General features: G+C 49.0%; 21 protein-coding genes. 9 read left to right on the forward strand and 12 right to left on the reverse strand.

What is annotated here, in order from left to right:
* Positions 1-277 precede the first annotated feature (277 nt).
* The 7 genes from K3T82_RS20710 to K3T82_RS20740 all read left to right on the forward strand — a co-directional run bounded on the left by K3T82_RS20710 (position 278) and on the right by K3T82_RS20740 (position 5,216).
* Complete coding sequence (locus tag K3T82_RS20710) at positions 278-625, forward strand: hypothetical protein (protein ID WP_220195450.1); 348 nt, start codon at positions 278-280, stop codon at positions 623-625.
* A gap of 104 nt (positions 626-729) precedes the next feature.
* Positions 730-1,959, forward strand: coding sequence for a hypothetical protein (locus K3T82_RS20715; protein ID WP_220195451.1), 1,230 nt, complete (start codon positions 730-732; stop codon positions 1,957-1,959).
* 241 nt (positions 1,960-2,200) lie between these two features.
* A complete protein-coding gene (locus K3T82_RS20720) occupies positions 2,201-2,641 on the forward strand; it encodes a LexA family protein (RefSeq protein ID WP_220195452.1) in 441 nt (146 codons plus the stop codon).
* On the forward strand, positions 2,638-3,924 hold the full coding sequence (locus K3T82_RS20725) for a Y-family DNA polymerase (protein WP_220195453.1): 1,287 nt from the start codon (positions 2,638-2,640) through the stop codon (positions 3,922-3,924). The genes K3T82_RS20720 and K3T82_RS20725 overlap by 4 nt, the downstream gene beginning before the upstream one ends.
* Positions 3,925-3,943: 19 nt before the next feature.
* Entirely contained in the window at positions 3,944-4,102 is a 159-nt protein-coding gene (locus K3T82_RS20730) for an aldo/keto reductase (protein WP_220195454.1), read from the forward strand.
* 89 nt (positions 4,103-4,191) lie between these two features.
* Positions 4,192-4,662 carry a DinB family protein gene (locus K3T82_RS20735; RefSeq protein ID WP_220195455.1) on the forward strand — a complete coding sequence of 157 codons (471 nt, stop codon included), beginning with the start codon at positions 4,192-4,194 and terminating at the stop codon, positions 4,660-4,662.
* A gap of 398 nt (positions 4,663-5,060) precedes the next feature.
* Positions 5,061-5,216 carry a hypothetical protein gene (locus tag K3T82_RS20740; RefSeq protein WP_220195456.1) on the forward strand — a complete coding sequence of 52 codons (156 nt, stop codon included), beginning with the start codon at positions 5,061-5,063 and terminating at the stop codon, positions 5,214-5,216.
* Between the two features lie 277 nt (positions 5,217-5,493).
* On the opposite strand, the gene K3T82_RS20745 is transcribed toward K3T82_RS20740, so the two are convergent.
* On the reverse strand, positions 5,494-6,069 hold the full coding sequence (locus K3T82_RS20745) for a hypothetical protein (RefSeq protein ID WP_220195457.1): 576 nt from the start codon (positions 6,067-6,069) through the stop codon (positions 5,494-5,496).
* A 351-nt stretch (positions 6,070-6,420) separates the two neighbouring features.
* Entirely contained in the window at positions 6,421-7,929 is a 1,509-nt protein-coding gene (locus tag K3T82_RS20750) for an MDR family MFS transporter (RefSeq protein ID WP_220195458.1), read from the reverse strand.
* 393 nt (positions 7,930-8,322) lie between these two features.
* Here K3T82_RS20750 and K3T82_RS20755 point away from each other — a divergent pair, with 393 nt between their 5' ends.
* Complete coding sequence (locus K3T82_RS20755) at positions 8,323-8,733, forward strand: TetR-like C-terminal domain-containing protein (protein WP_220195459.1); 411 nt, start codon at positions 8,323-8,325, stop codon at positions 8,731-8,733.
* 23 nt (positions 8,734-8,756) lie between these two features.
* Here the strand turns inward: K3T82_RS20755 and K3T82_RS20760 are convergent, their stop codons facing one another.
* The 5 genes from K3T82_RS20760 to argB all read right to left on the reverse strand — a co-directional run bounded on the left by K3T82_RS20760 (position 8,757) and on the right by argB (position 13,845).
* Positions 8,757-9,581, reverse strand: a complete 825-nt coding sequence (locus K3T82_RS20760) for a class I SAM-dependent methyltransferase (RefSeq protein WP_220195460.1) — start codon at positions 9,579-9,581, stop codon at positions 8,757-8,759.
* A gap of 58 nt (positions 9,582-9,639) precedes the next feature.
* Positions 9,640-10,335 carry a TetR/AcrR family transcriptional regulator gene (locus tag K3T82_RS20765; RefSeq protein ID WP_220195461.1) on the reverse strand — a complete coding sequence of 232 codons (696 nt, stop codon included), beginning with the start codon at positions 10,333-10,335 and terminating at the stop codon, positions 9,640-9,642.
* 208 nt (positions 10,336-10,543) lie between these two features.
* The gene (gene argC / locus K3T82_RS20770; protein ID WP_220195462.1) at positions 10,544-11,632 is read right to left on the reverse strand and encodes an N-acetyl-gamma-glutamyl-phosphate reductase; all 1,089 of its coding nucleotides are present in this window, start codon (positions 11,630-11,632) and stop codon (positions 10,544-10,546) included.
* A 151-nt stretch (positions 11,633-11,783) separates the two neighbouring features.
* Positions 11,784-12,941 carry a bifunctional glutamate N-acetyltransferase/amino-acid acetyltransferase ArgJ gene (gene argJ, locus K3T82_RS20775; RefSeq protein WP_220195463.1) on the reverse strand — a complete coding sequence of 386 codons (1,158 nt, stop codon included), beginning with the start codon at positions 12,939-12,941 and terminating at the stop codon, positions 11,784-11,786.
* Positions 12,942-12,993: 52 nt separating this feature from the next.
* Positions 12,994-13,845, reverse strand: coding sequence for an acetylglutamate kinase (argB, locus tag K3T82_RS20780; protein WP_220195464.1), 852 nt, complete (start codon positions 13,843-13,845; stop codon positions 12,994-12,996).
* A gap of 422 nt (positions 13,846-14,267) precedes the next feature.
* Between argB and K3T82_RS20785 the strand changes: the two genes are divergently transcribed.
* Positions 14,268-15,167 (forward strand): DUF4118 domain-containing protein, encoded by a 900-nt coding sequence (locus K3T82_RS20785; RefSeq protein WP_220195465.1) that lies wholly within the window; start codon positions 14,268-14,270, stop codon positions 15,165-15,167.
* A 367-nt stretch (positions 15,168-15,534) separates the two neighbouring features.
* Here the strand turns inward: K3T82_RS20785 and K3T82_RS20790 are convergent, their stop codons facing one another.
* From K3T82_RS20790 to K3T82_RS20810, 5 genes are all read right to left on the reverse strand, one after another.
* Positions 15,535-20,403 (reverse strand): cation-translocating P-type ATPase, encoded by a 4,869-nt coding sequence (locus tag K3T82_RS20790; protein ID WP_220195466.1) that lies wholly within the window; start codon positions 20,401-20,403, stop codon positions 15,535-15,537.
* Between the two features lie 116 nt (positions 20,404-20,519).
* Positions 20,520-20,963 (reverse strand): hypothetical protein, encoded by a 444-nt coding sequence (locus K3T82_RS20795; RefSeq protein ID WP_220195467.1) that lies wholly within the window; start codon positions 20,961-20,963, stop codon positions 20,520-20,522.
* A complete protein-coding gene (locus K3T82_RS20800; RefSeq protein ID WP_220195468.1) occupies positions 20,960-21,235 on the reverse strand; it encodes a hypothetical protein in 276 nt (91 codons plus the stop codon). Before K3T82_RS20800 ends, K3T82_RS20795 begins: the two co-directional genes overlap by 4 nt.
* A gap of 632 nt (positions 21,236-21,867) precedes the next feature.
* A complete protein-coding gene (locus K3T82_RS20805; RefSeq protein ID WP_220195469.1) occupies positions 21,868-22,146 on the reverse strand; it encodes a DUF2610 domain-containing protein in 279 nt (92 codons plus the stop codon).
* Positions 22,147-22,167: 21 nt separating this feature from the next.
* Positions 22,168-22,443, reverse strand: a complete 276-nt coding sequence (locus K3T82_RS20810) for a DUF2610 domain-containing protein (protein WP_220195470.1) — start codon at positions 22,441-22,443, stop codon at positions 22,168-22,170.
* Positions 22,444-22,446 lie beyond the last annotated feature (3 nt).

Here is a 22,446-nt window from a genome sequence, read left to right on the forward strand (position 1 = left end):
CCAAGCAAACACAGGTCATCCAGCTTGTACGCAAGCTGAACTTGTGTGAAGATCACCAGCAGGATTTCACATCCCCGCTTTTCGCGCGCATCTAGACATAGACATCACCATATGTTAGACTCGTTCTACGAAAGAATAGATGATCGACCAGGACAAAATGTTACGAGGGCATGAAGCTACAACAAAAACAGGCAGGCGCCACCGTCTTCTACTCCTACACCTCTGCCGATAAGAAGTGGCGTGATATTGCGCCGGACTGGTGAGCATCCCGCTTGGCATGCTCGTCTTTGGACCATTCGCCATACAACGTTATGGGCTGAGCGGCGGGCTGCTGCTCGCAGGGCTATCTTTAGGATTGATTGGTGGGCTAATCTTCGGGCTGTATGGCTTCATCCAGCACTTTTTTATACGAAGTATTCTCTGGCGCACAAATAGCCTTCCCTGGAAGCTTATTCCCTTCTTAGACGAAGCTACAGAGCGGCTCTTCTTGCGGAAAGTGGGAGGCAGTTATATCTTCGCGCATCGACTCCTGCTTGAGTATCTCGCCACCATTGATGAACCTGTATCTTCCAAACACACTCCCCCAAACGACGAGACCAGGCACAGGAACACCTCTCCTTTATGAAGAAAGGCAAACTTACACATCCCGAAATATAAAGAGCGGGATGTGGAGTATTATCTTTTGCACGAATATTTACAAAAGGCTAATTGAGAGAAGATGAGAAGGTAATGACATATAAGCCAGTTCAACCACATACAAAAGCAGAGGCAGAATTGGCCTTTGCATTAGGGATAAAAAATCACATCATAGATGCCCTTCTTGGTGTGACCTACTACGAGGAAGATTGGCGTTGGGTCCAAAATGCCTGCCTGGCCTTGCTTGATGACCCAGACCATCATATTCAATGGGTGGCAATCCAATGTCTGGGGCACCTTGCAACTTTTCATCACACCCTTGACCTCCCAATCGTACTTTCTGCGCTCGGGGCACGCACCTCTGATCCATGTTTGGCAGCTGCGTTAAATGATGCGTTTGATGATATCGCCACAGGAATTAACGATACATCGTATTTTGAGGAACACTGGGATGAGCTACCACGACAAATTAAAGAGGGGTTGATAGAAGGAGGAATTTTTAATAGCTTGGGAAAACATGTCAGCAAAAGGAACTTCGTCTCTGACCGCGAAGGAATGATACCAGAACACGGATCGCGTGATCACACATTGGTGGAACGGCTCAAGTATCACTCTGAAGTCTCTCCCTCACATGACTGGAACGAATATTATGATGAACAAGGGAACCTATTGCGTCTGAGTCTTGCGGAACTGGGTCTGACACATTGCCCTCCTGAGCTCTGGCAGTTGACATCTCTACTCGATCTCGATCTAAACGAGAATCAACTCAGCAGCTTACCTGTCGAACTTGGTCGACTGATCAATCTGGAAAGCCTTGGGCTGAGTGAGAATCGGTTCACCCATCTGCCTCCTGTATTGGGGGAGCTCATACATCTCCAAGAGCTCTACCTCGATACAAATCGACTACAGAATATCCCAACCTTCATTGGGCGCCTTTCCAATCTCCATACGCTGTGTGTAGACAAGAACCAACTGAGTAGCCTTCCCGCCGAACTAGGAGAGCTTCCCAACCTGGTCACACTATATCTTCATATAAATCAGCTTGGTAGCCTTCCTGCTGAAATAGGGAAGCTTCTCAATCTGAGAACACTCTTTTTGCAAGAGAACCAGCTTAGGAATGTACCTGCTGAACTTGGGCAACTTGTCAATCTGACATGGCTAAGTTTAGATGGGAATCGCTTACGTAGTTTGCCTGCCCAATTAGGGCAACTTATCAATCTCCACACACTTAGTCTGAGCCAGAATCCTCAGCTCCAGATTCCTCCTCCAGAAATTGTTCAGCAAGGAGTACCAGCTATTCTGGCCTATCTGCAAACATTGTGAGAAATCGAGAGATCTTTTTCAACAGGATTACCGGGAAATCATCGCTGCTCATGCAGGCAAAGCACCATTGGTATGAGAAAATATTGATTGTTTGATTGCGTGTTGGGTATACTCGTTATCATAGAGAGTAGAACATATGTTCTCACGGTAATGGAGCCATACTAGAGCAAAGCAACTCAGCTATGGAACTATGAGTGGTTGAGAGACTGAGCCTGCCAATTACAGAGGAGGAAAGCGTGGAGTGTTGTGTCTCTATATAGGAGAAGTAGGAGGGGGGTTCCCCTCACCCGCCGAAGGATGGCGCGAGCGAGCACTTGATATTCATGATCTGCTGCAAGAACATCGGGAAGCAACTTTCTATATGGTAGTCCGGGGCGACTCAATGCAAGGGGCTGGCATCATCGATGGCGATCTTGTAGTCGTAGATCGTGCGCTGAAGGCGCATCACGAGAGCATCATTATTGCCCTGGTCAATGATGGTTTTCTGGTCAAGCGCTACACACAACAGAAGGATGGAACAGTGATCCTGTGCTCCGCCCACCCGCGCTTTCCGCCACTGCCCATTACCCCACAAATGACCTTTGAGGTCTGGGGTGTGGTGACCTATGTAGTAAGAAGTCTGCGCCCTGGGGTCTCTTTGCGAGCACGGCTCCGAGGATGGATACGACGAGGGGAGCTATGAAACCACACGTCTTTGCGCTGGTGGACTGCAACAATTTCTATGTCTCCTGTGAACGGGTCTTTTTTGCGGAGATTCGCCAGCACCCCGTTATCGTCCTCTCCAATAACGATTCGTGCGTTGTGGCACGGAGTAATGAAGCCAAAGCGTTAGGGATTGCCATGGGTATGCCTCTCTTTAAGTGCCAACGCGTTGTCAAACAGCATCACGTGGCAGTCTTTTCTTCCAATTACGCGCTCTATCAAGACATGTCTGACCGAATCATGGCGGTCTTGTCGCGGTTCACCTCAGCTTTAGAAATATACTCGATTGATGAGGCATGGCTGGATCTAAGCCATGTACCTGCGGCACAGTGTGAAATCTATGGACAAGAGATTCGTCGTTGTGTGTTGCAAGAAACCGGTATTCCCATCTCGGTAGGCATAGCCTCAACCAAGGTCTTGAGCAAGATCGCGTGCGAGTTGGTTAAGCGGCATTCTATCTTTCAAGGCGTGCTCAATCTCTTTGCCTGGTCCGAGGAGGAAGTTGACGCTTGGTTGACAGGCATTGCCGTTGAGGATGTGTGGGGCATTGGAAAGCAGTTAGCTACGAAATTGCGTCCAGCGGGTATCGTTTCTGCACACACCTTGAAGCAATCCAATCATGTCTGGATACGGCACTATTTGAACGTCGCAGCTCAGCGAGCAACGCTCGAATTGCAAGGAATCAGTTGTCTGCCTTTGGAAACCAGGAAGAAGCCTCGGCAGGGCATCATGGTCTCACGGACCTTTGGACGCATTATTGAAGACCTTCACGAACTCGAAGAAGCGATAGCAACCTATGCGGTAAGCGCCGTCGAAAAAGTACGACGCCAACGGTCGCTGGCAAGGCAGGTGAGTATTTTCATTCATACCAACCCTTTTGATCGACGGGTCCCGCAATATGCCAGAAGCACCACAGCGACCTTGCCCGTTGCCAGTGCGTTTACGCCCGATATTCTGGATCTGGCAATAGCGTTGCTACACACTATCTATGCCCCTGGATATCACTATAAGAAGGCTGGCATCTTTTTGTCCGAATTTCAGACCCAGGAGATGCTCCAGACAGACCTGTTTGGCATCTTTTCGCTGGAACGATATATGATACAGGAACGATTGATGCATGTGGTAGATGAAGTCAATGGCACCTGGGGCCGCCATACGCTGTGCTTTGGAACCCAAGGCATGAAGCGATCCTGGTCGATACGACAAATGAGGCGCTCTCAACGCTACACCACCCGCTGGAACGAGATCTTGACGGTCTCATAATGATGAAAGTGAGCAAGAGATGAAACAGATATTTCTGAAGAAAACTGGAGTGAATGTAAGTGCGCTCTGCCTGGGCTGCATGTTCTTTGGCACACCGATCCCAGAAGAAACGGCCTATCAGCTAGCAGATCACTATTTCGAGGCAGGTGGACGACTTTTCGATACCGCGAACAATTAAATTCTTCACATGGGTTCAGACGTTACCGGGGCGATCTTGCCCCAGTACATCTTACGCTGAATGATCAATCGGCCTCTTGGAGGATGAATATGAATAGCCTTATCGAGCATGAGCTTCCGGGAATACACGACCTGCGTGACCAACTGATGGGCATGATCTCTGACCAGGATTTGGCCTACAAGCTCCCCGGATCTAACCCAACTTTCGGCGAATTGTGCGAGGAAATGGCACACATCCAGCAGGTGTATATCCATTCTTTCAAGACATTTAAGCAGGATTGGGGATACCGCGATTCTCAGGTGGAAGAGACAAACAGTGTGGCGAAACTCACTGCCTGGTACAAAAAGCTGGACGCAGAACTGGCCGAGGCATTGAGTGAATTATCAGAAGATGACATTCACAACAAGCAGATTGACCGGGGACACGGGTTCACCCCATCCCTTTACGTCCAGTTCCTGATATACCACGAGGCGCTCCTGATCTTCTACGCGAAAGCCAGTGTGTACCTGAAAGCGCTGGAAAAACCATACACTGACCAGTGGAAAGTCGGGATTGGGTAGCGGGAGATCGCCAGCGGAGGGGTGGTGAGTATACAGGGAAGAGCCAAAGGCAAAAGGTTTCTCACTGAGAGTGCTTCTCAACAAGGATCATTATAGGGGTATGAAGTATACAAGGCCAGGAGATTCAGTCAAGCGATACACTGAATCTCCTGGTTTGTTGGTAGTAGATTCGCAAGCAATCATTCTACGTGTTGCTTGTGTTAAATCAAGCAACATAAATACCTCAGTATAGTAACAGGCAGCCAGGGCAAAGACAAGAAGGCTAGGACCATTGTCTTTGCCTTCACTTACAATGCCAAGGACCGGACGAACCCCACCATGAGGCTGTCGTGGTTTCCGTGACGCATGTATCTCACGGCTATAAGACTCGTCCGTGACCCTGATAAAGAGCGTTTTCTATGACAGCACATTGCTCCGGTCAGGATGTACCGCTGGCCGTTCACTCGCAGAACCGACATCGGCGTACTGCGTATTTTGCCAGTCTTACGACCAGGGATCGAGAGAATATACATGGTACCGATGGACATTCCCAGACGATTGAGCAGGATGATTAACTGGTTGGCTGGTTTAAGCCACCAGGGAAACGCCGAAGCCTTCACGCTCCTCCTTTCTCACACGATCCCTCTCACTCTACCTAACGACGCACCACTATATTGTGGTTGCCCCCCTTGACGCTCGACCAGAGTGGAAATAAATGGCCTGACATTATTGCTTTGAGCCATTACCAAATGGGGCATTTGGTAATGGCTTACGCGTTCAGGCACAACGGTTGACCAAGCAGCAGACTCGATGAACTTCAGCATTGCATACCACAAACTACGACTCGAATTGTTAATTCCGATTCGAGCCTGTGGCATTTGCGCGTCTAAACAACAATGCCGAACCGACCCACAACACAATGAAAAAACCATTCACCATCAAGATCTCGGACACAGAACTTCCAAGATACCGATACATCCCGACGATTAGTGCAATCACAGTAACCAACACCTGAGCAAGCGCCGTCACAAATAACGCGAGTGTCATTCCACGGGACTGGAAGCGTGCGATGAGGGAACCAATGATTCCGACGGCGAGCACTCCAATATACATCAGGTTCGCGAGTTCGCCCTCACTTCCAATGAGTCCAACGGCAAGGTTTGCCCAGACGAGAAAGGATGCTGTCGCAAGCGCTAAGCCGAGGGCCAACCGATACACGATATTGCTCGCTTTTCTCGTTATCAGCTCATATGTGAGACCAGTGCCAATCAAGATAACACCTGCAACAGCAAAATCAACCGGGCCCCATGACACCTCATCAGTAAACAGCATTGCTACCAATGGCAGCAGCAATATGAGTGCAGTTACGAGCACAATGTAGATAATGTTTTTGTTTTGCATGATGATGCTAGCACTTCTTGCTTTCATTGAGTCTCTCCCCTTCTGAGTCGCTACAATGTGATGAAACCATACTTTCATCTACATCCGAATATTCTTACTTTCTGAGCAATAGGGCTACCAAGCTAAAACATTCTGATGTACATGCTAAAAGAGATAGGAAGAGGTTTCAATGATCTAAGTACACAAATGCCGGAGTCCGAGTGCAACGAACGTGGTGTGTGAGTGTGCTTGTCATATTGCCACAAGTGTTGATAGTACTACCGCAATACCATCAAATCTACCTCTGACATGCTTGGCACAGATCGTGGTGCATAAAAAGCAACCAACCTGAGCGAGTGGTCTAAGGGAGGGTTCTCTTCAATCCCTTCTATAGCTCACTCAGGCTGGTTTTCTTCTGATTGTTGCAAGTTTATCGCTTTTTTCAGGATGAAATTGACGTTTATTCCTGCGTGATAGGTACTGGTAATACTGGTACAGATTGATTCTCCCCTCGCTAACACTTCTCCTCAACTTATTGGTGAGGAACAATGCTGGAAGAATACTGATGACCATAAAGATTAAACTCACGATAAAGCTCATGTGATATGCGACGATGGTGTTAGAAAGTGAATGCGCGTTCCCGGTGAAGGAGTTTGCGACAACTGTGGCAAGAAGAGCTGAGCCAAAGGCCGCGCCGATATTTTGGACAATGCGGGTCACGACGCTGGCCTGGGGAACTTGTGGTTTCTGTAAGCCCACATAGGAATCGCTCATGACTGGGATGGTAAAACCACCAACGCCCATGCCGCGCACGGCGAGAACAGTCCAAATCATCCAGGCCTCTGTTCCATTATCAAAGAATATAAATGGCAGAGTTCCCAATATTGTCAGGACGATGGAGGGAAGTACAACCCAACGTGCCCCGATCTTATCAGTCATTTGTCCAATCAACGGACGAGCAACCAGCATTCCCACACCCTGGGGGATCAACCAGAGAGCCGATGTGATAACATCCAGGCTGCGTACATTTTGAAAGAACATTGGCAAGAGCAACATCGGTCCATTTGTCGCAAATCCCGCTAAAAACAAAGAGACAAACGCAGCGCTAAAATTTCTTGATTGAAACAAAGCGAGTGGAATCAATGCCTGGCCTCGCATTCTCCATGCATAGTTGATATAGGCCACAGCTGCCAGAACACCTGTAATAATTGCCAGAATACCGGTCATCAGGCCATCTGCCCTTCCAACTTCTATTATCCCATAGATACAGAAGCCAGAAACTACAGCTAGCAACAGGACGCCAAGCCAATCGAGCTTTGCGTATTTGTTCGATGCCTCAAAAGCAGGGAGTTTCCATTGTATCAAGCATAATGCAATCGCCCCGACTGGCAGGTTGACAAAAAACAGCCAGTTCCAATTCAGGTATTGCAATATCAAACCGCCGATAACCGGCCCTAAAATAGGGCCCAGAACTATCGGTATACCCACAATGGACATCAAACGTCCAATATGATCACCCCCTGCCAACTGGACAAGCAAGGTGGTTAAGGTAGGAATCATCAGGCCTGAGGCAAACCCCTGCAATAAGCGAAAGGCAATTAAACTGGGTATATTCCAGGACAGGCCGGAAAGCAAAGAGCTGAGCAAAAACACCCCCAACGCGCTCATGAAAATCTTCTTCCCATCAAACTTCTGGATCAGCCAGCCGGAAAACGGCACGGCAATCCCTAGAGCCAGCGTATAACCTGTAACTACCCATTGTGTCGTTGCGAGCGTAGCGGAAAAGGTTTTAGCCAGGTCGTTGATTGCAATATTGATGATAGTAGCGTCCAACATTGGTGGGAGTGCTCCAAGCACGGCCACCAGAGCAATGATGATGATATCCTTCGAGATCTTTTCCTCTGACATTTTTCACCTTTCTTAGGGTACATAGTGTATCTTATCTAGGGAAAAGTATACCATCTTTTGAAATAAAGTACAATGTGTATCTAAAAATATGGTATACTCATGGCAGAGACTTTATAAAAGAGGCGGGTTTGTTATGCAAAGAGAGAGAGAGCACAGAAGCAGCCACAGACGTGGGGGTTCCCAGAGCGAAAATAGTTATCAAGCAACGATGCGAGGAAGCAGACGTAGACGTGGAGATGTATTAACCGAAAGTATTTATCAAGCGACAGTGGAAGTTTTAAAGGAAGATGGTTATGTCAATCTCACGTTTCAAAAAATTGCCCATATGACCAGAACAAGCCGTACTGTGCTCTACCGTCGCTGGGAAGTCATTTTGCCCTTATCCATGAAATCATGGAGTATAAAACACATAAAGCGCTTGATGGGGAACTCATCGATCAAATTACAGATACAGGGAGCCTGCGCGGAGACTTACTACGTTTATTGACGCTTTATCAAAGCGTGTATATAGAGGTAGGTCCAGAGATTATGAACGCAGTTTTGTTTGAAATGAGCCAGCAAGGTGAAGAAATACAGAACCATCGAAAATATGCGCTAGAGAAAAACGCCTTAACGATGAGAAAAATAATAGCCTTTGCGCAAGCTCGTGGTGAAAAAATCAGGAAGATCAGTCCTCTCACCCTGACCTTGCCATTTGATTTAATACGTATAGAGAATATTTTGCATCAAACCACGATGGATGCCAGACACCTGGAACATCTGGTGGATGAAATCTTGCTCCCAGTCTATCAAGCAATCTCCTGAACATAAAGTTCATCATAAAGGCGCTAGAACTGATAGCGAAAGATCCAGCCTCCTTCCTTCCTCAATGCAGGCAAACTGTACATCAAGCGGCAAGTAGCGCGATAGGCCCAGGGTGTCCTGGCAACATATGGCGATCCGACGATAGATGATGTTCCAATGAGTTTGAGGAGCGGATCCCACCTTTCAGGCTCATGAGGATCATCGAAGCCTGGATTGGCAGGCTTCATACCAATCGCCTTGATCGATGGATGAGAGACAATAAGTCGCGACGCCAGCTTAGTGTAGCCATTGAACGCCAATTGCCCACCTGGGAAATGAGCGGTTAATCGTCTGAAGAGTTGCGTGATTTCATTTTCGGTCAGAAATGGCAGCAACCCATCTGCAACGATGATAGCAGGATAATCCGTAGGAATAGCATCCAGACAGTGGGGACTGGTCAACGAAGCGCCAATCATCTGATATCCAGCATCTTCAGTGTAGAAATGGCGGCGCATCTCAATCACATCGGGATAGTCTATGTCGAACCAGCGAACGCTCTTCGGCGGTTTGACCCGTTCTCTTCGACTGTCCAGACCACATCCCAGATCCAGCACTGTTGCATCCGGATGATCTGCGAGATATTCCGCTGTACAGTCATCAAGCATCCTTGCTCGGATTGCCCCTCCAAAGCTCTCTTTTTGCGGGATTTTCAATTTTTGGAAGTCGTAATCAAGCTGCTGGGCGATCTCCTCGGCTTTCTTATCACCCAGAATCGGGCGCTTTGAGCGATTATCCATCGCCCTGGTTGCGAGTGTGAGAAGGAGTGTTTCTTGCACCCCTGTAAAGGGAACATTGAAAGTCTTCATCATAGTTTCCTTTGCGCTTCTTTGCTTGACAACACACCTGAGAAACAAGCATTTACTCAGGTCAACTGGCTGTTGGTGAATCAATGACGATTCCTGCAACCACTGAGGCAATGAGATATTCTCGCCCCTGAGCCAAACTTGAAGGAGCTACTTCAGCCTCTATCTCTGGCAGGAAGGTCTGGTAGAGAGGTAAAGAGGCCAGGTAAGACAGGCAGGTCTGGAGAGCTTGCATCAATTGAATGATAGGAGAATAATCAGATCGCAGGATCCCAGCTAACTGAGCCTGTCGAAAAATGTGCTCCAACTGTTCAACTTTGTCTGTGGGTAAATGTGTGCTAATCTTTGCATAGGTTTGCCACCCTTCCGCCATTTCCCAGAGTAATATACGCATCAGGCGCGGATGTTCAACCAGGTGATCGAACAAACCACCAATTGCGGTTTCGAGAAAGGCTCGGAACTGGCTTGCCTCCAATGGGGATTTTGCTTGCTCAAATAAGGGAGCAAAGGCACGCGCCCGCAATTCGTTAGCCTCCCTATGAGCACGTCTCAGTACTTCAGTATAAAGGTTTAGCTTATCGCCGAAATACTGAAAGATTAAACTCTTCGTGTGGTTCGCGAGAACCGCGATAGCTTCTACAGATGTCCCGGCAAACCCATGCTGAGCGAATAGGGTTTCCGCTGCGTTGAGAATATTCTCACGCGTTCTTTCCGCATCATAGATCCGCTCTCGTCCCCGTTTTCTTCCAGATTCAGGCATAACAATTTCACCTTCCCTATTTATAATCTGACCGGTCAGATTATAAATAGGGAAGGTGAAATTGTCAAGAGAAAAGGCTCTCAGATATGTTGTTTCATAAACATCCGTTTTTTGACACGCCTCCCCAACCGCATGCATAAACTCAGGAACATCGGTTATGCTACAAAAAACTCAGCCTTTGCTACGAAAGCACACTTTGTGACACTGGCTAAGGAACCATGCCCAGGCCTACCAATCCCAGTGTCTCTGGGAAACCGCAGAGCAAATTGGCATTTTGAATAGCCTGACCCGAGGCCCCCTTAACCAGGTTATCCAGGCAAGCGACAACGATCAAGCGTTGCGTGCGTTTATCAACGATTGGATAGAGAAAACAATGATTGCTTCCAACGGTCCATTTCGTATGTGGAGCCTGATCAACTACATGCACAAACGACTCATTCGCATAGAAATCCCGATATAATGCATACAATTCCTCGTTTGCTGGGATGTGTCCCTGGTCATCTGCTCGCAACTCGGCATAGCTCGTCGAGAGAATCCCACGCGTCATCGGCGCGATATGTGGCACAAACGTCAACCGTAGCCCACCCTCAACAGGATGACCACCAGTTGCAGCGGCGGCTTCAAGCTCCTGTACTATTTCTGGCAGATGACGGTGCCCCGCAAGGCTGTATGCCCACGCATCCTCATTCGCTTCTGGATAATGGTAAGAGAGGGCGGGAGTACGCCCTCCTCCACTGATGCCTGTGATAGAGGTAATAATCACGTTAGGGCCAACTATGCCAGCCACCAGAGCAGGAGTGAGTGCCAGAATGGCGGCGGTTGAGTGGCAGCCGGGATTGGCGACAAGTTGCGAATGACAGACCTGTTCACGATAACGTTCTGGCAGGCCATAGACGGCGCTCTTCAGGAGAGCGGGAGCAGGGTGAGTATGGGTGTACCACTCCTCATAGACCTCGCTCTCATGGAGGCGAAAATCCGCTGATAGATCGACCACTTTAATTCCACACTCGATCAGCCGCTCCACTGCTGAAGCAGCCGCCGCATGTGGAAGGCACACAAAGGCGAGGTCAGTCTGGGCAGGCTCTTCAGTGATGACAAGAGCAGGATCCACACCAGGCGTTTGCTGACCAGATGGTGGAGGAAGCCTCCGCAGGTGTGGAAATATCTCCTCCAAGCGCTTGCCCACCGCGCTACGCCCAATCACTGAAACGACTCGAAACTCAGGATGCTGGGCCAGTAAGCGCACTAACTCCAATGCTGTATAACTGGTAATATTAATAATCGAAACAGTTCTCATCTGCGTCCCTCTCATCTCTCCACGTAACCGAGGCAATGCGCTCGTTTGATGGTTCTCTCTTCTGTACTGCGCCTGCTAAAGAGGTTAGAATGGGGAGTCACGCGCAAAGGCGGGAAGCGGGGAGAAAATGATGTTTCCCCCCGCTTCCTGCTCAGGTCGTATATTTGCCGTTGATCGCGACATATTCATCTGTGAGATCACAACCCCAAACTCTTGCATAGGCGTTACCGAGCCCGAGGGAAATGTGTATACAGATTTCGGCATTGCTTAAGTAGGTTTTAACGAGCGAAAGATGTTCATCAGGAAGAGGCTCCCCCTGGTAAACGGGAATATCTCCAAAAGCGATAGAAACTTTTTCAGGGAGAATAGCGGTTTGCTCCTCACACTTCCCGATAGCCATAGCAATGCGGCCCCAGTTCGGGTCCTCACCAAAAACAGCTGTCTTGACCAACGGAGAATTGGCAACAGCTTTCGCGACACGTTTTGCTTGTGCGAAGGATTCTGCATCCGCAACCGTTACTTCTATCAGTTTTGTGGCACCCTCTCCATCACGTGCCAGTTCTTTTGCTAACTCGACAGCCATATGTTGCAAGGCCTGTCGAAAGGCCTCATGGTCTACAGGTCCCGCCAAGCCATTCGCCATTATGGCGACGGTATCGCTGGTACTGGTATCTGTATCCACGCTGACCATATTGAACGATATATTTACGGCCTCTTGTAGGTACTGATGCAGCAATTCTGGCTCAATCTGCGCATCCGTCATGAAGTAACTCAGCATGGTTGCCATATTTGGTTCGATCATGCCAACACCCTTGGCGATCCCCACAAGCACAGCGTCACCAATACGACAACTACGCATTTTTGGATGGGTATCGGTTGTCATGATGGCACTTGCCGCTCGCTCAAGTTGGCCGGGTTGCATTTCTTGCGCAAGCCCTCGAATACCTTGACGGATCCTCTCCATTGGCAATTGTCGCCCAATGACGCCCGTTGATGATGGCAATATGTTCTCAGGGGAAATCGCCAACGCATCGGCGACAAGCTGCACAACTTCACGGATGTTCGCCAGCCCCTCCTCGCCTGTTGCGACATTGGCATTTTTGCTATTGATGACAAAGGCCTGCAATTGCTTGTTGGCAATATGTTCGCGACCGATATGAATAGCAGCTCCACAAAACCGATTCTGGGTAAACATCGCGGCAGCCGAAGCAGGGACATCGGAAGCGATCACCGTAAAATCCAGCGTAGTGTCCTTGATCCCAACGTTTTTTGCGCAGGTACTAAATCCTCGCGGTTGTTCATTAAGCATGAATTTCTCTTGCTCTTTCGGCCTCTCTCAATAGAGAGTCAGCTCGCATTGTCTAATGTACAAATCTGGTCCCGAGTGGGAGATCTTCCAATGTATGCAGCAACACATGTGGGGTACGGCCATTGGCAATCTGGACGCAAGGAACATCTTCCAGGGCATGGAGGCACGCATTCACCTTGGGGATCATACCATTTGTGATAATACCTCGCTCGATCAGGGTTTGTGCCTCTGCCTCGTTCATTTCTGCAACGAGGGAACCATCTGAGCCATAAATGCCATCTATGTCGCTCAAAAATGTGAGACGAGACGCTTGCAAGGCACTAGCCAGACGCGAAGCTACCAGATCAGCGTTCATATTTAGACAACTTCCATTCGGAGCCAGTCCCAACGGCGCGATAATAGGAATATAGCCATCATCGATGACTTGCCGCACCAGCATGGGATGGATAGCATCAATTTCCCCGACAAACCCCAGGCTTTCGTCCGCGATATGCCCCTGAACAATATTTCCGTCAGTTCCACAAAGACCAACAACATCCCCGCCAAGCAGAGTTGCCATAGCCACCAATTCTTGATTGATTTGACCGCACAGGACCATACGCACAACTTCCAGAGTTTGTGCATTGGTGACACGCAATCCGTGCTGGAAACAAATGGGAATGTGCAATTTTGTGAGCCATTCATTAATCATAGGTCCACCACCATGCGCTAGAACAATACTAGCGCCTAACGCATGGAGGCAGATGCAATCCTGTAACACCATACGCTGATATTCTAGCGTACTTCCTCCCAATTTCACGACAAACGTTTTGCCTTTGAGGCTTGAGAACGTATGCCTGCTTTTATTTGCGTGCGTTGTAGAAGAGAGTGTACATTCACTGACTGCTAGTGATGAAGTTGTCACTTCACATTACTCCTTACAGATTGTCTCAACAGAACATTTCACATGTTATTTCGTCAGAGACTCTGCCCCTGGCTCTTGCTCTAAATTTACCTCACAAGTCATCAAAAAACTGTATGAAGGATACAGGAGGGGCTCAAAAGATGATCAAAAAACTTTACAGTATCCTCTCCTGATTTTTTTGATGGCTTTGTATGACATGGACAAAGGATCGTTGAAAAGAATACATCACTGGACATTCTTGATATCTTTTTTAGCGGTAATGCCAACTTCTATACTCTTTTTTGATATTCAATGAGATAGAGTGTGTAGGCAAAGAGAGCAAATAACCATCTGCATAATAATGTCGTCTTACCGCCAAGATTACACGAATATTGTTCGCGCGAGCTTTTATGAACGCGACATTGAGATACAAGGAGGTCATCATGCAAGCAATACAACAGATCCCGCAAGTTCCAATCCACATGGGAAGAAACTGGCCCCAGTATCTCGTTGACAGCTTGCTGGCAATAGGAGGAGCTCTCATCTGTACGCTCCTTATCTATGTGTTTCACCTGTATCCCACCATCCCCAATATCTCTATACTCTACTTACCTCTTATTCTGGCGCTCGCCTGCACACGAGGTCGCTACGCGGCCATTTTGGCTGCCCTGGTAGCAGTGTTTTCCTTCGACTACCTACTCGTCCCTCCATTGTATAGCTTTACCATCTTTCGCTGGGAAGAGTGGCTGGCATTGATTGTCTTTTTGGTGACGGCGTTCCTCACGAGTCAGCTTGCATCCCTTATGCGCAAAAGCACACAAGAATCCTGGCGTCGCGAACGTGAGGCACGGATCCTCTATGAGGCGAGTCAAGTAATAAACAGTACCGAGCAATTATCAGAACAGCTCGATAGTATCGCGCTTGCCATTGTCAGGGTATTTGCGCCCTGGGGGCTGCAGGAATGTGCGCTACTACTTCCTGATCAACAGGGGAATCTCACCGTACAGGCGGAAGCTCCTATTCGCATCGAGCATTTTACGCTATTGCCTGAAGAGATGGCGCACGCAAGGCAACTCATGGGGCAGCAAAATACCCATGACCACAAGAGACAGGTATCCGCTTCGGGCGCACTGAAGGGTAATTTGCGTTTGATTCCCCTCAGAACGGGTACACAGACTCTTGGAATACTCTGCTTACGTCAGGAACACAGCATCTCCTGGCTTTCCACCGAACGACAGGGAACCGAACAACAAGCTACCTTTTTCTGGACTTTTCTGGAGCAGGCTGTGCTAGTCATAGAGCGTGCTCGCTTTCGCTCTCAGGTCCTCTCAAAAAATGAGTGATCGCAGAGATACGACATTACCTGGAGGCGAGATCTGGGCGATAGGAGCCTTTCACCAACCTCTAAATCAGTGCGCTGGCGAGAAGGGGCAGCAGTTGAAGGCAACAAAATTAATCAGTGCAATAGAATATGCTAGGGGAGAAATAGATACAACGACATTGAGGAATTGTGGTGATCCGGAAGCCCTCGATGCTCTCATAATGAGGGTATTGAGGGGCTGTGTGCATGATTTCCCAGTCACAAAGAAGTCATTTTCCTCTACACAGAATGCCGCATTCCATCTCATGTATAGGCAGCAGAGGACGATTACGACGATCTGTTGACAAACCGTCCCAACCTATGAAGAACAAGGGGGTTACAGACCTACATCATAGTATCTTAGGCGACACGACACTATGTTCCTGCACCAATGTTGCTTCGCGTGGTTTTTGACGCTCAGTCAACCAGAAATCGCAGAGACGGCTGAGAAGCAATGCACTAGCAGCACTGGCCCCCAGAATAAGCCAACTTCCCAAAGAAGGTGTAACAAAATGGAGCAGATCACGCAAGGGTGGTAGAATCAAAGACGCAATAAGAAGAGCTGTTGAGCCAGCGACAGCGCCCAGAACAGGACGGGTCAGCACCCCTTCAGAGCGGCCAATATCCAGCGCCTGTGTAAGCTGGGTCGCCACTATACTGGCAAAGGCAACTGTACGAGCCTCAGCACGCCCGATAGGAAGTGTAAGCCCATAAGCAGCCAGTGCGGGAAGGGAGCTAATGAGAGCACGGCGCAAGATATCATTACGCAAGGGCCGATCTAGCGCAGCAGTCCCTTCGCGTTTGAGAGCGGCAAGATGACGATGTTCCGGCTTCTGTAATACCACAGCCAGAGCAGGTAAAATATCCGTAATGGCATTCATTGCAAGGATCTGACGTACAGTGAGAGGCATTCCCAACCCCAACGCACTTGCCCCGACAACCAATCCAAGCTCGCCTAAGTTCCCGCCAAGTAACAGACCAAGAGCACGTCGAATGTTACGCCAGAAACTGCGCCCTTCGACAAATGACTCAACCAGGGTCAACAGGTCATCATTCATAATCACAACATCAGCAGTCTGTCGAGCAACCTCTGTTCCCGCAACTCCCATAGCCATACCAACATCCGCGAAGCGTAACGCAGGCGCATCGTTCACACCATCGCCCGTCATGGCAACAGTATGACCTCTTTCACGCAGGCATTCTATGATACGCAATTTGTTCAGTGGTGTCGTCCTGGCGATGATGGAAGCATGCTCCAAGCGCTCACCAAGCTCTTCATTACTGAGGCTAGTCACATCCTCTCCAGTAAGTATTTCGCCTCCATCGAACAGTCCAGCCTCCTCGGCGATAGCGCGGGCAGTAGCAGGGTGATCACCAGTAATCATCATAACGCGTACACCTGCTTCCTGACAGCGGTGAACAGCTTTGTGTACAGTAGAGCGCAAAGGGTCGCTAATAGCAACGAAGCCCAGGCATACAAGCGCTTGAGGATCTTCAATGGAAGTGGTGACAGAACTCTCTGCGACCATGAGGACACGCAGGCCGCGTCTAGCATACACATGTGCTCTCTCTAAGAGCGCATGACGCCGAGTTTCATTCAGCTTAAGTTTCAAACCTTTGACATAGACCCATGTACAGCGAGCCAGAAGGGCTTCAGGTGCTCCTTTGAGATGTATGCGTCCCTGGGCAAGGGTCGCAGAGAAAGAACGAACAGGGTCAAAAGCCAGTTCATCATCATGAGCCACACAGATTTGCCTCGCCAGTCCAGCGCTCAATGCCCCCTCAATAATAGCGTAATCCGTTGGATGTGCTCTGGCATCGGGTGCATTGGGGTGAGGGCAGGCCAAAGCTGCAACTGTAAGCACATATCTATGAGATCGAGATAACTCTTCTAGCAGATTCGCATCTTTTGTGGCATCCGCGACCATGCTGAGTTCAAGCTGCCCTTTGGTTAGAGTGCCTGTTTTATCTGTACATACAGTATCTACGCGCCCCAATGCTTCTACAGCGGAGAGACGCCTTACAAGCGCATCACGGTTCTCTAAACGGTGGGCAACTCCAGCCTCTCCCACCTTAGCAAGCAAAGGCAAACCTTCGGGCACACCTGCCAGGGCAATTGATGCGCCCGTCGCTAGCAGGAATTTTAGTGGTTGCCCCCACACAAGACCAGTGACAATGACGAATCCTCCACCTAGAATAGAGACAGGCAATAAAACTTGAAGCATACGTGCAAGCCTCGTACCCAGAGGGCTTTGCTCAGTTTCGTCCGCCGCCAGAGCTACAGTAGTTCCCCCCATACGTGTTTGATCACCAACTGCAACAACAAGAGCTTTCCCTGTACCAGTCGTCACGTCGCTGCCTGCGAGCACAATACGAGTGTTCTCTGTGCCTTCAGTCGCGTGCTTTTCCACTGGAAACGATTCGCCTGTGAGGAGTGCTTCATCCACTTCCAGCCCTTGCGCCTCAATAACGCGTGCGTCCGCAGCGATACGATCACCTGGAGCCAGAGAAAGAATGTCACCAGTTACCACTTCATTTGCAGAAATGCTTGCGATACGTCCATCGCGCAAGATATGAGCATTTGTACTTCCCAGGCGTTGAAGAGATTGCGCCATCTTGTCAGATTTATGTTCTTGCCAGATGCCTATTCCAACATTTGCCAGAATGGTTGCGCCAATAATGCCAACATCAGCACCAGCCCCCAGCAGGAGAGAGAAGATGGCACCAGCCCCAAGGATAACGTTAAGGGGAGAACGAAGTTGATCAAGAGCCGCCAGAAGTAGCCTGTTACGTTGAGTATGAGGAGATACATGGTGCTGACGTAATGTGGCCTCTTTACTAGTGAGTCCTCCCTTACTGCTGTGCAGACTTTGCATTACTTGCTCAATGCTCTGCTGCCCCCAACGCTCGGGATGAGGATCAGAGAGCCGTGAAAGCGATGACACTGCACGCTTTGGGCCTCTAAAGCGAAGCCAGCCTTCAGCAAGAGTGCTGAGTGTCGCTAGATAGACCACACGAGAAGCTACCATGATCCCGGGCGCACCACGCCATCCCCAAAAGATGCCAACGATATTGGAGAGGCACGAGAGAATGAGAGAATCGCGTGCTGTTGCCTCTCGCTTCGCGCCTGCAATGATAATCGCGGTAAGGGCCTGGAAATCAGGTGCCAGCAAATCAGCCTGCGCGTAGAAGCGCTTCTGTCCACCCATCAACCCAATTGCCAGGTCACACGCATCGAAAGCTGCCGCTGTATCTGCATTGTCTGAAACAAAGGCCACGCGTGCCCCCTGAGCTTGTTTCTCCCGAATGAATGCAAGCACATCATCTTTCAGGCATAACGGAATTTCGGCGCGCCTGGCTATGGCTTGTGTTATCTCATGAGACTCACTGGTAAGGATCAGCAACTCGACACCCAGAGATTTACAAATCCGCACGAGAGGCGGGATATCTGGTACTAATCGAGGACGCAGAGCCAGCACTCCAAGCAGTTGCTCAGAGCGTCCCTGCGACTGCTCATAATACAAAGCCAGAAGCATAGCTCCGCGATGTCGCTGTCTAAAGGCGTCTGGAATACGGGAAAAATCATGTATAGGGCCAAACTTATACCATCCCTGCGGTGTCAAAGCCTGAATTGTACTCCCATCAAAGCGAGCCAGGGAGACCTGAACGGGGCCGCGTTGTTTGAACACAGAACCCCAAGGTGAACCCGCTGCCGACGACATATTTGCGGCGAGCGTAAGCAGATCATTGGTGCTGATCTCATCCGAAAGTGAGAATATATCAGCTAGCTCTAAACCATCTGTCAAAACCCGCGCCCCATCCAACATTACCATCTGAGGGAGGCAGATAGTCCGATGCTTACGTGTTCCCACCACCACCACACCTGAATTGAGCACATAGGTTGAGGCAGCGAGATCGGCATTTTCCGCGCCAGCCACCGCAGGCCGAGCATTGACGAGAACGAGTGAAGCCAGCGTCTGACTAAAAGAACGCGTCAATATGGCAGTCCCAGCGGCATAGAGTAATGAGAGAGGAGCAAGGATTTGAAAATAACGGTCATAAGGAGAAAGTGCAGGTGGAACCGGATGTGGCTTAGGCTGAAAAGCTTGAAATGAGGGCGCGTGCTGGATCTGGATAAGAAAAGGGCCTCCATAGAGCTGACAACCAGGAGGCAGGGTGCTTCCCGATGTAATCGACAACGGAATACCTTCACGCAGAATTCCTATGCCAGAGCCCTCAAGAACCTGAGAGACAAGCGGTACTTTCTCACCAGATGCTAATTGAAGCATTGTACCAGGGCTCAAGATAGGTTCGGCAGCCTCCTGCTCTTCGTAGCGATGCCAGGCTCCACGGCGCCTATACACCTCCGTCAACAGGCGCAACGATTCGCAACCAATAGTGACCAGGCCCAATGCGCTATTGCCAAGCGTGAGAGTAATAATACTTGGGATGTTTAAAAGCAGATCCCCGGTGGTGCGTCCAACAAGCTTACGTAGTCCGTGACGAAGGGGAGGAATTCCCTGCAATATGCTGATTACGCTGGCAATATGTATAGCGCTTGTCGTTCCTGGAAGAGGCTCAGTCATACCAAAGAGAGAGCGAAAGGCGAGAACACTGCCCCCCGCTATCGAACCAATTGTACGGATAACACTTTGCACAAGAGGCCCAGGATCCAATGGATAGGAAGGACGATCCTCATCTGGTAATTCGGGAAGCTCTACATCCGAGATCTCCGAGATCAGATCATCAAACAGTGTTTGATGTTCCGCATATTCTATCAGCACACGTCCCGTCAGCAAGTGCAAGCGCGCGTGAATGTTTGGATATTTGGCAAGTACCTCTAGCACGCTATTGGCAACATGGGGATCACGATTGAGTCCGCGCACAGTAATATGCACTCGCTTTGTCTCCCCAGTTTTCTCATGGTAGATGGAGGGAGAGCGTGTGTTTTTTTCGACACCAGACTCTTTATCCATCTGGTGTAGATCAAATTGGGCTAGGGAAGCAAGTATCGCTTGCTCATCAAGCAATGCGGGATCGTAAAGGATAAGCACATTTTGCGTGGAAGTGTTGGCCCGTATCCCTTGAATACCCTCCAACTGGTGCAGGTATACTTCCAGAGGGCGCAGATTGCTATCCATAAAATGGGGTAAGTGTACACGCAAACGTCCCGGCAAAGAATGAACAATTTGAGATTCCTCTGCAAGAGCAATATTCATAGCGTTCCTTGAATCAGATAGCCTCTAAAGGAAACTCATCATCCAAAAGAAAAGCGAGTGATCCTAATACGGCTGAGGAGCAAACACCCAGGAGGCATATTTACCCCTCAGCCCCACTATCTATCTGGCCTCTCATGCGTATGAGATGGAGCCTGATTGCCTGATTCAGGTTTATTAGCTGGCCGATGGCGCAGATAGCGCGCTTCTGCCAGAATATCTTCCGCCTCCTCCCGCGCACGTGCGGTAGCTTTTTGTAACTGCGCTCCGGTACGTGAAGCTGCAACACTCAGACGATGACCAGCTTCATCTACAATTTCCTCAGCCCGGTGCGTCCTGGGAGAACTTGCAATGCTCCCTGCTTCATCGGGTCTATTGGTATGTTGCTCTCCAGCGTCCCGATTTTCATGAGCTTCTCCTGGATGTTGGTCAGAGATCACATGTTGAATTTGTTGACGCATACGACCAATTGCGAAACCTAGTTGATGCCCTAGCCGTTCGGCTCGACTACCACCTCGTTCTGCTTCTGTCAGATTGTCTGGCTGTTGCTGAGACTCATTCATCGCTCCTGCCCTCCGGCTAGAGATGCGGGACTTCCTTCATGTGATTGAGGAGAAGTTGTCGCATCAGCTGGACTATTTTCTCGATCAGCCTGTTTGAGGCCCTGACCAAATCCACGGAAGAATGTACTAAGCGCTTCACCAGCTGCCAACGCGCCTACTGCACTATAGACAGCCCCCCGACGTAGAAATTGGCGGGCACGTGGTGAAAAGACAGTTGCAGCAACCACAGCGGTAACAGCTACTTCTGGCTCTAAGTAATCTTCAAGATCCATGTTTCTTTCCACCTTTCGAGACGAACACCTATCCAAAAGAATAGGTCATCATGCCAGAACTAAACGCACTACCGATATAGAATCCTGAGAAGATTATCCAGGTAGCGCTTCATGATTCGTAGACGTCATTCAAGCTGTCTTACACAAAGTCGTTCTATTTATCTATAACATCATGATAGCCACACATCCTTTTTAAGCTAGGGATCGAAGCTTCTATGATATAAGTACACGGATGGTTTAAAGCAAATGGATACACGGTTATACATCAATTAAAAATAGAAGAGCATAATATTCCAAAGCCAAAGACACTCTAGAGAGCAAGCCTGTCTCGGCGGAGAGAGGATACGCAGGAGAAGGAATATGTTTGATTGTCAGTGTCAGGCCAACAGAACTTACAAGATCCTTTTTTCGGATCGATCACACTCTCACTAGATACGGCAAGATACAGAGAGATGAGCTCCACCTTGCCTATGTAAGTGCCCCCATTTGGATGCTTCCCTTGTCCCCGCGAAGCTCATTTTCCACTCATGATGACGTTGAGAGGAGGGATTTTCGGAAGACGTACTGTAAGCTATCTGTTAACGTCTTCTTATGTGTATCTACCAGGTTAATCAATAGTATACGATCAAACATTACTGTTCATCCTTCTTTGCCTCCCCCGACGCTTTTTCAGAGGTCGTTCCAAGCGCATACACACACAATTCCTCAAAAGAAGCGCCATTTTCGAGCGCAATCGCATGCAATTTTTGGAAACTATCCATAATTTCAGATGGAATGGAGCCGCCTCTTTCTTCCTGGAGCCAGAGGTGCTGAAATTGCAGAGGATGGAATTTGGGCGATGGCTCACCAATATAAATATTAAAAGGAGCCTTTGCTTCAGCAAAATCACAAGGAATCGTAAACTTTTTCATATAAACCTCTTCTCAGTCGCATTACTGCTCATCTTTCTGTGCTTCCCCTGGCACATTGTCAGAGGTCGTTCCAAGCGCATACACACATAGTTCCTCAAAAGAAACGCCATTTTCGAGCGCAATCGCGTGCAACTTTTGGAAACTATCCATAATTTCAGATGAAATAGTACCACCTATGCTTGAAAGCCACTTGGCCTGATATTCAAGTGGATGAGCTTTCGCCCCAGGGCTCCCAATATAGATATCTATCAGACGTCGCTCCCTACCAAAATCGCAAGGAATTGTAAATTTTTTCATGGA

Source organism: Ktedonospora formicarum, from assembly GCF_016587355.1.
GTDB classification, from domain to species: domain Bacteria; phylum Chloroflexota; class Ktedonobacteria; order Ktedonobacterales; family Ktedonobacteraceae; genus Ktedonobacter; species Ktedonobacter formicarum.

Bases quoted from the DNA above. Each gene is read 5' to 3' on its own strand.
- K3T82_RS20710 (WP_220195450.1), top strand. From the start codon at position 278: ATGCTCGTCTTTGGACCATTCGCCATACAACGTTATGGGCTGAGCGGC.
- K3T82_RS20715 (WP_220195451.1), top strand. From the start codon at position 730: ATGACATATAAGCCAGTTCAACCACATACAAAAGCAGAGGCAGAATTG.
- K3T82_RS20725 (WP_220195453.1), top strand. From the start codon at position 2,638: ATGAAACCACACGTCTTTGCGCTGGTGGACTGCAACAATTTCTATGTC.
- K3T82_RS20730 (WP_220195454.1), top strand. From the start codon at position 3,944: ATGAAACAGATATTTCTGAAGAAAACTGGAGTGAATGTAAGTGCGCTC.
- K3T82_RS20735 (WP_220195455.1), top strand. From the start codon at position 4,192: ATGAATAGCCTTATCGAGCATGAGCTTCCGGGAATACACGACCTGCGT.
- K3T82_RS20740 (WP_220195456.1), top strand. From the start codon at position 5,061: ATGACAGCACATTGCTCCGGTCAGGATGTACCGCTGGCCGTTCACTCG.
- K3T82_RS20745 (WP_220195457.1), bottom strand. From the start codon at position 6,069: ATGAAAGCAAGAAGTGCTAGCATCATCATGCAAAACAAAAACATTATC.
- K3T82_RS20750 (WP_220195458.1), bottom strand. From the start codon at position 7,929: ATGTCAGAGGAAAAGATCTCGAAGGATATCATCATCATTGCTCTGGTG.
- K3T82_RS20755 (WP_220195459.1), top strand. From the start codon at position 8,323: ATGGAGTATAAAACACATAAAGCGCTTGATGGGGAACTCATCGATCAA.
- K3T82_RS20760 (WP_220195460.1), bottom strand. From the start codon at position 9,581: ATGATGAAGACTTTCAATGTTCCCTTTACAGGGGTGCAAGAAACACTC.
- K3T82_RS20765 (WP_220195461.1), bottom strand. From the start codon at position 10,335: ATGCCTGAATCTGGAAGAAAACGGGGACGAGAGCGGATCTATGATGCG.
- argC (WP_220195462.1), bottom strand. From the start codon at position 11,632: ATGAGAACTGTTTCGATTATTAATATTACCAGTTATACAGCATTGGAG.
- argJ (WP_220195463.1), bottom strand. From the start codon at position 12,941: ATGCTTAATGAACAACCGCGAGGATTTAGTACCTGCGCAAAAAACGTT.
- K3T82_RS20785 (WP_220195465.1), top strand. From the start codon at position 14,268: ATGCAAGCAATACAACAGATCCCGCAAGTTCCAATCCACATGGGAAGA.
- K3T82_RS20790 (WP_220195466.1), bottom strand. From the start codon at position 20,403: ATGAATATTGCTCTTGCAGAGGAATCTCAAATTGTTCATTCTTTGCCG.
- K3T82_RS20795 (WP_220195467.1), bottom strand. From the start codon at position 20,963: ATGAATGAGTCTCAGCAACAGCCAGACAATCTGACAGAAGCAGAACGA.
- K3T82_RS20800 (WP_220195468.1), bottom strand. From the start codon at position 21,235: ATGGATCTTGAAGATTACTTAGAGCCAGAAGTAGCTGTTACCGCTGTG.
- K3T82_RS20805 (WP_220195469.1), bottom strand. From the start codon at position 22,146: ATGAAAAAGTTTACGATTCCTTGTGATTTTGCTGAAGCAAAGGCTCCT.
- K3T82_RS20810 (WP_220195470.1), bottom strand. From the start codon at position 22,443: ATGAAAAAATTTACAATTCCTTGCGATTTTGGTAGGGAGCGACGTCTG.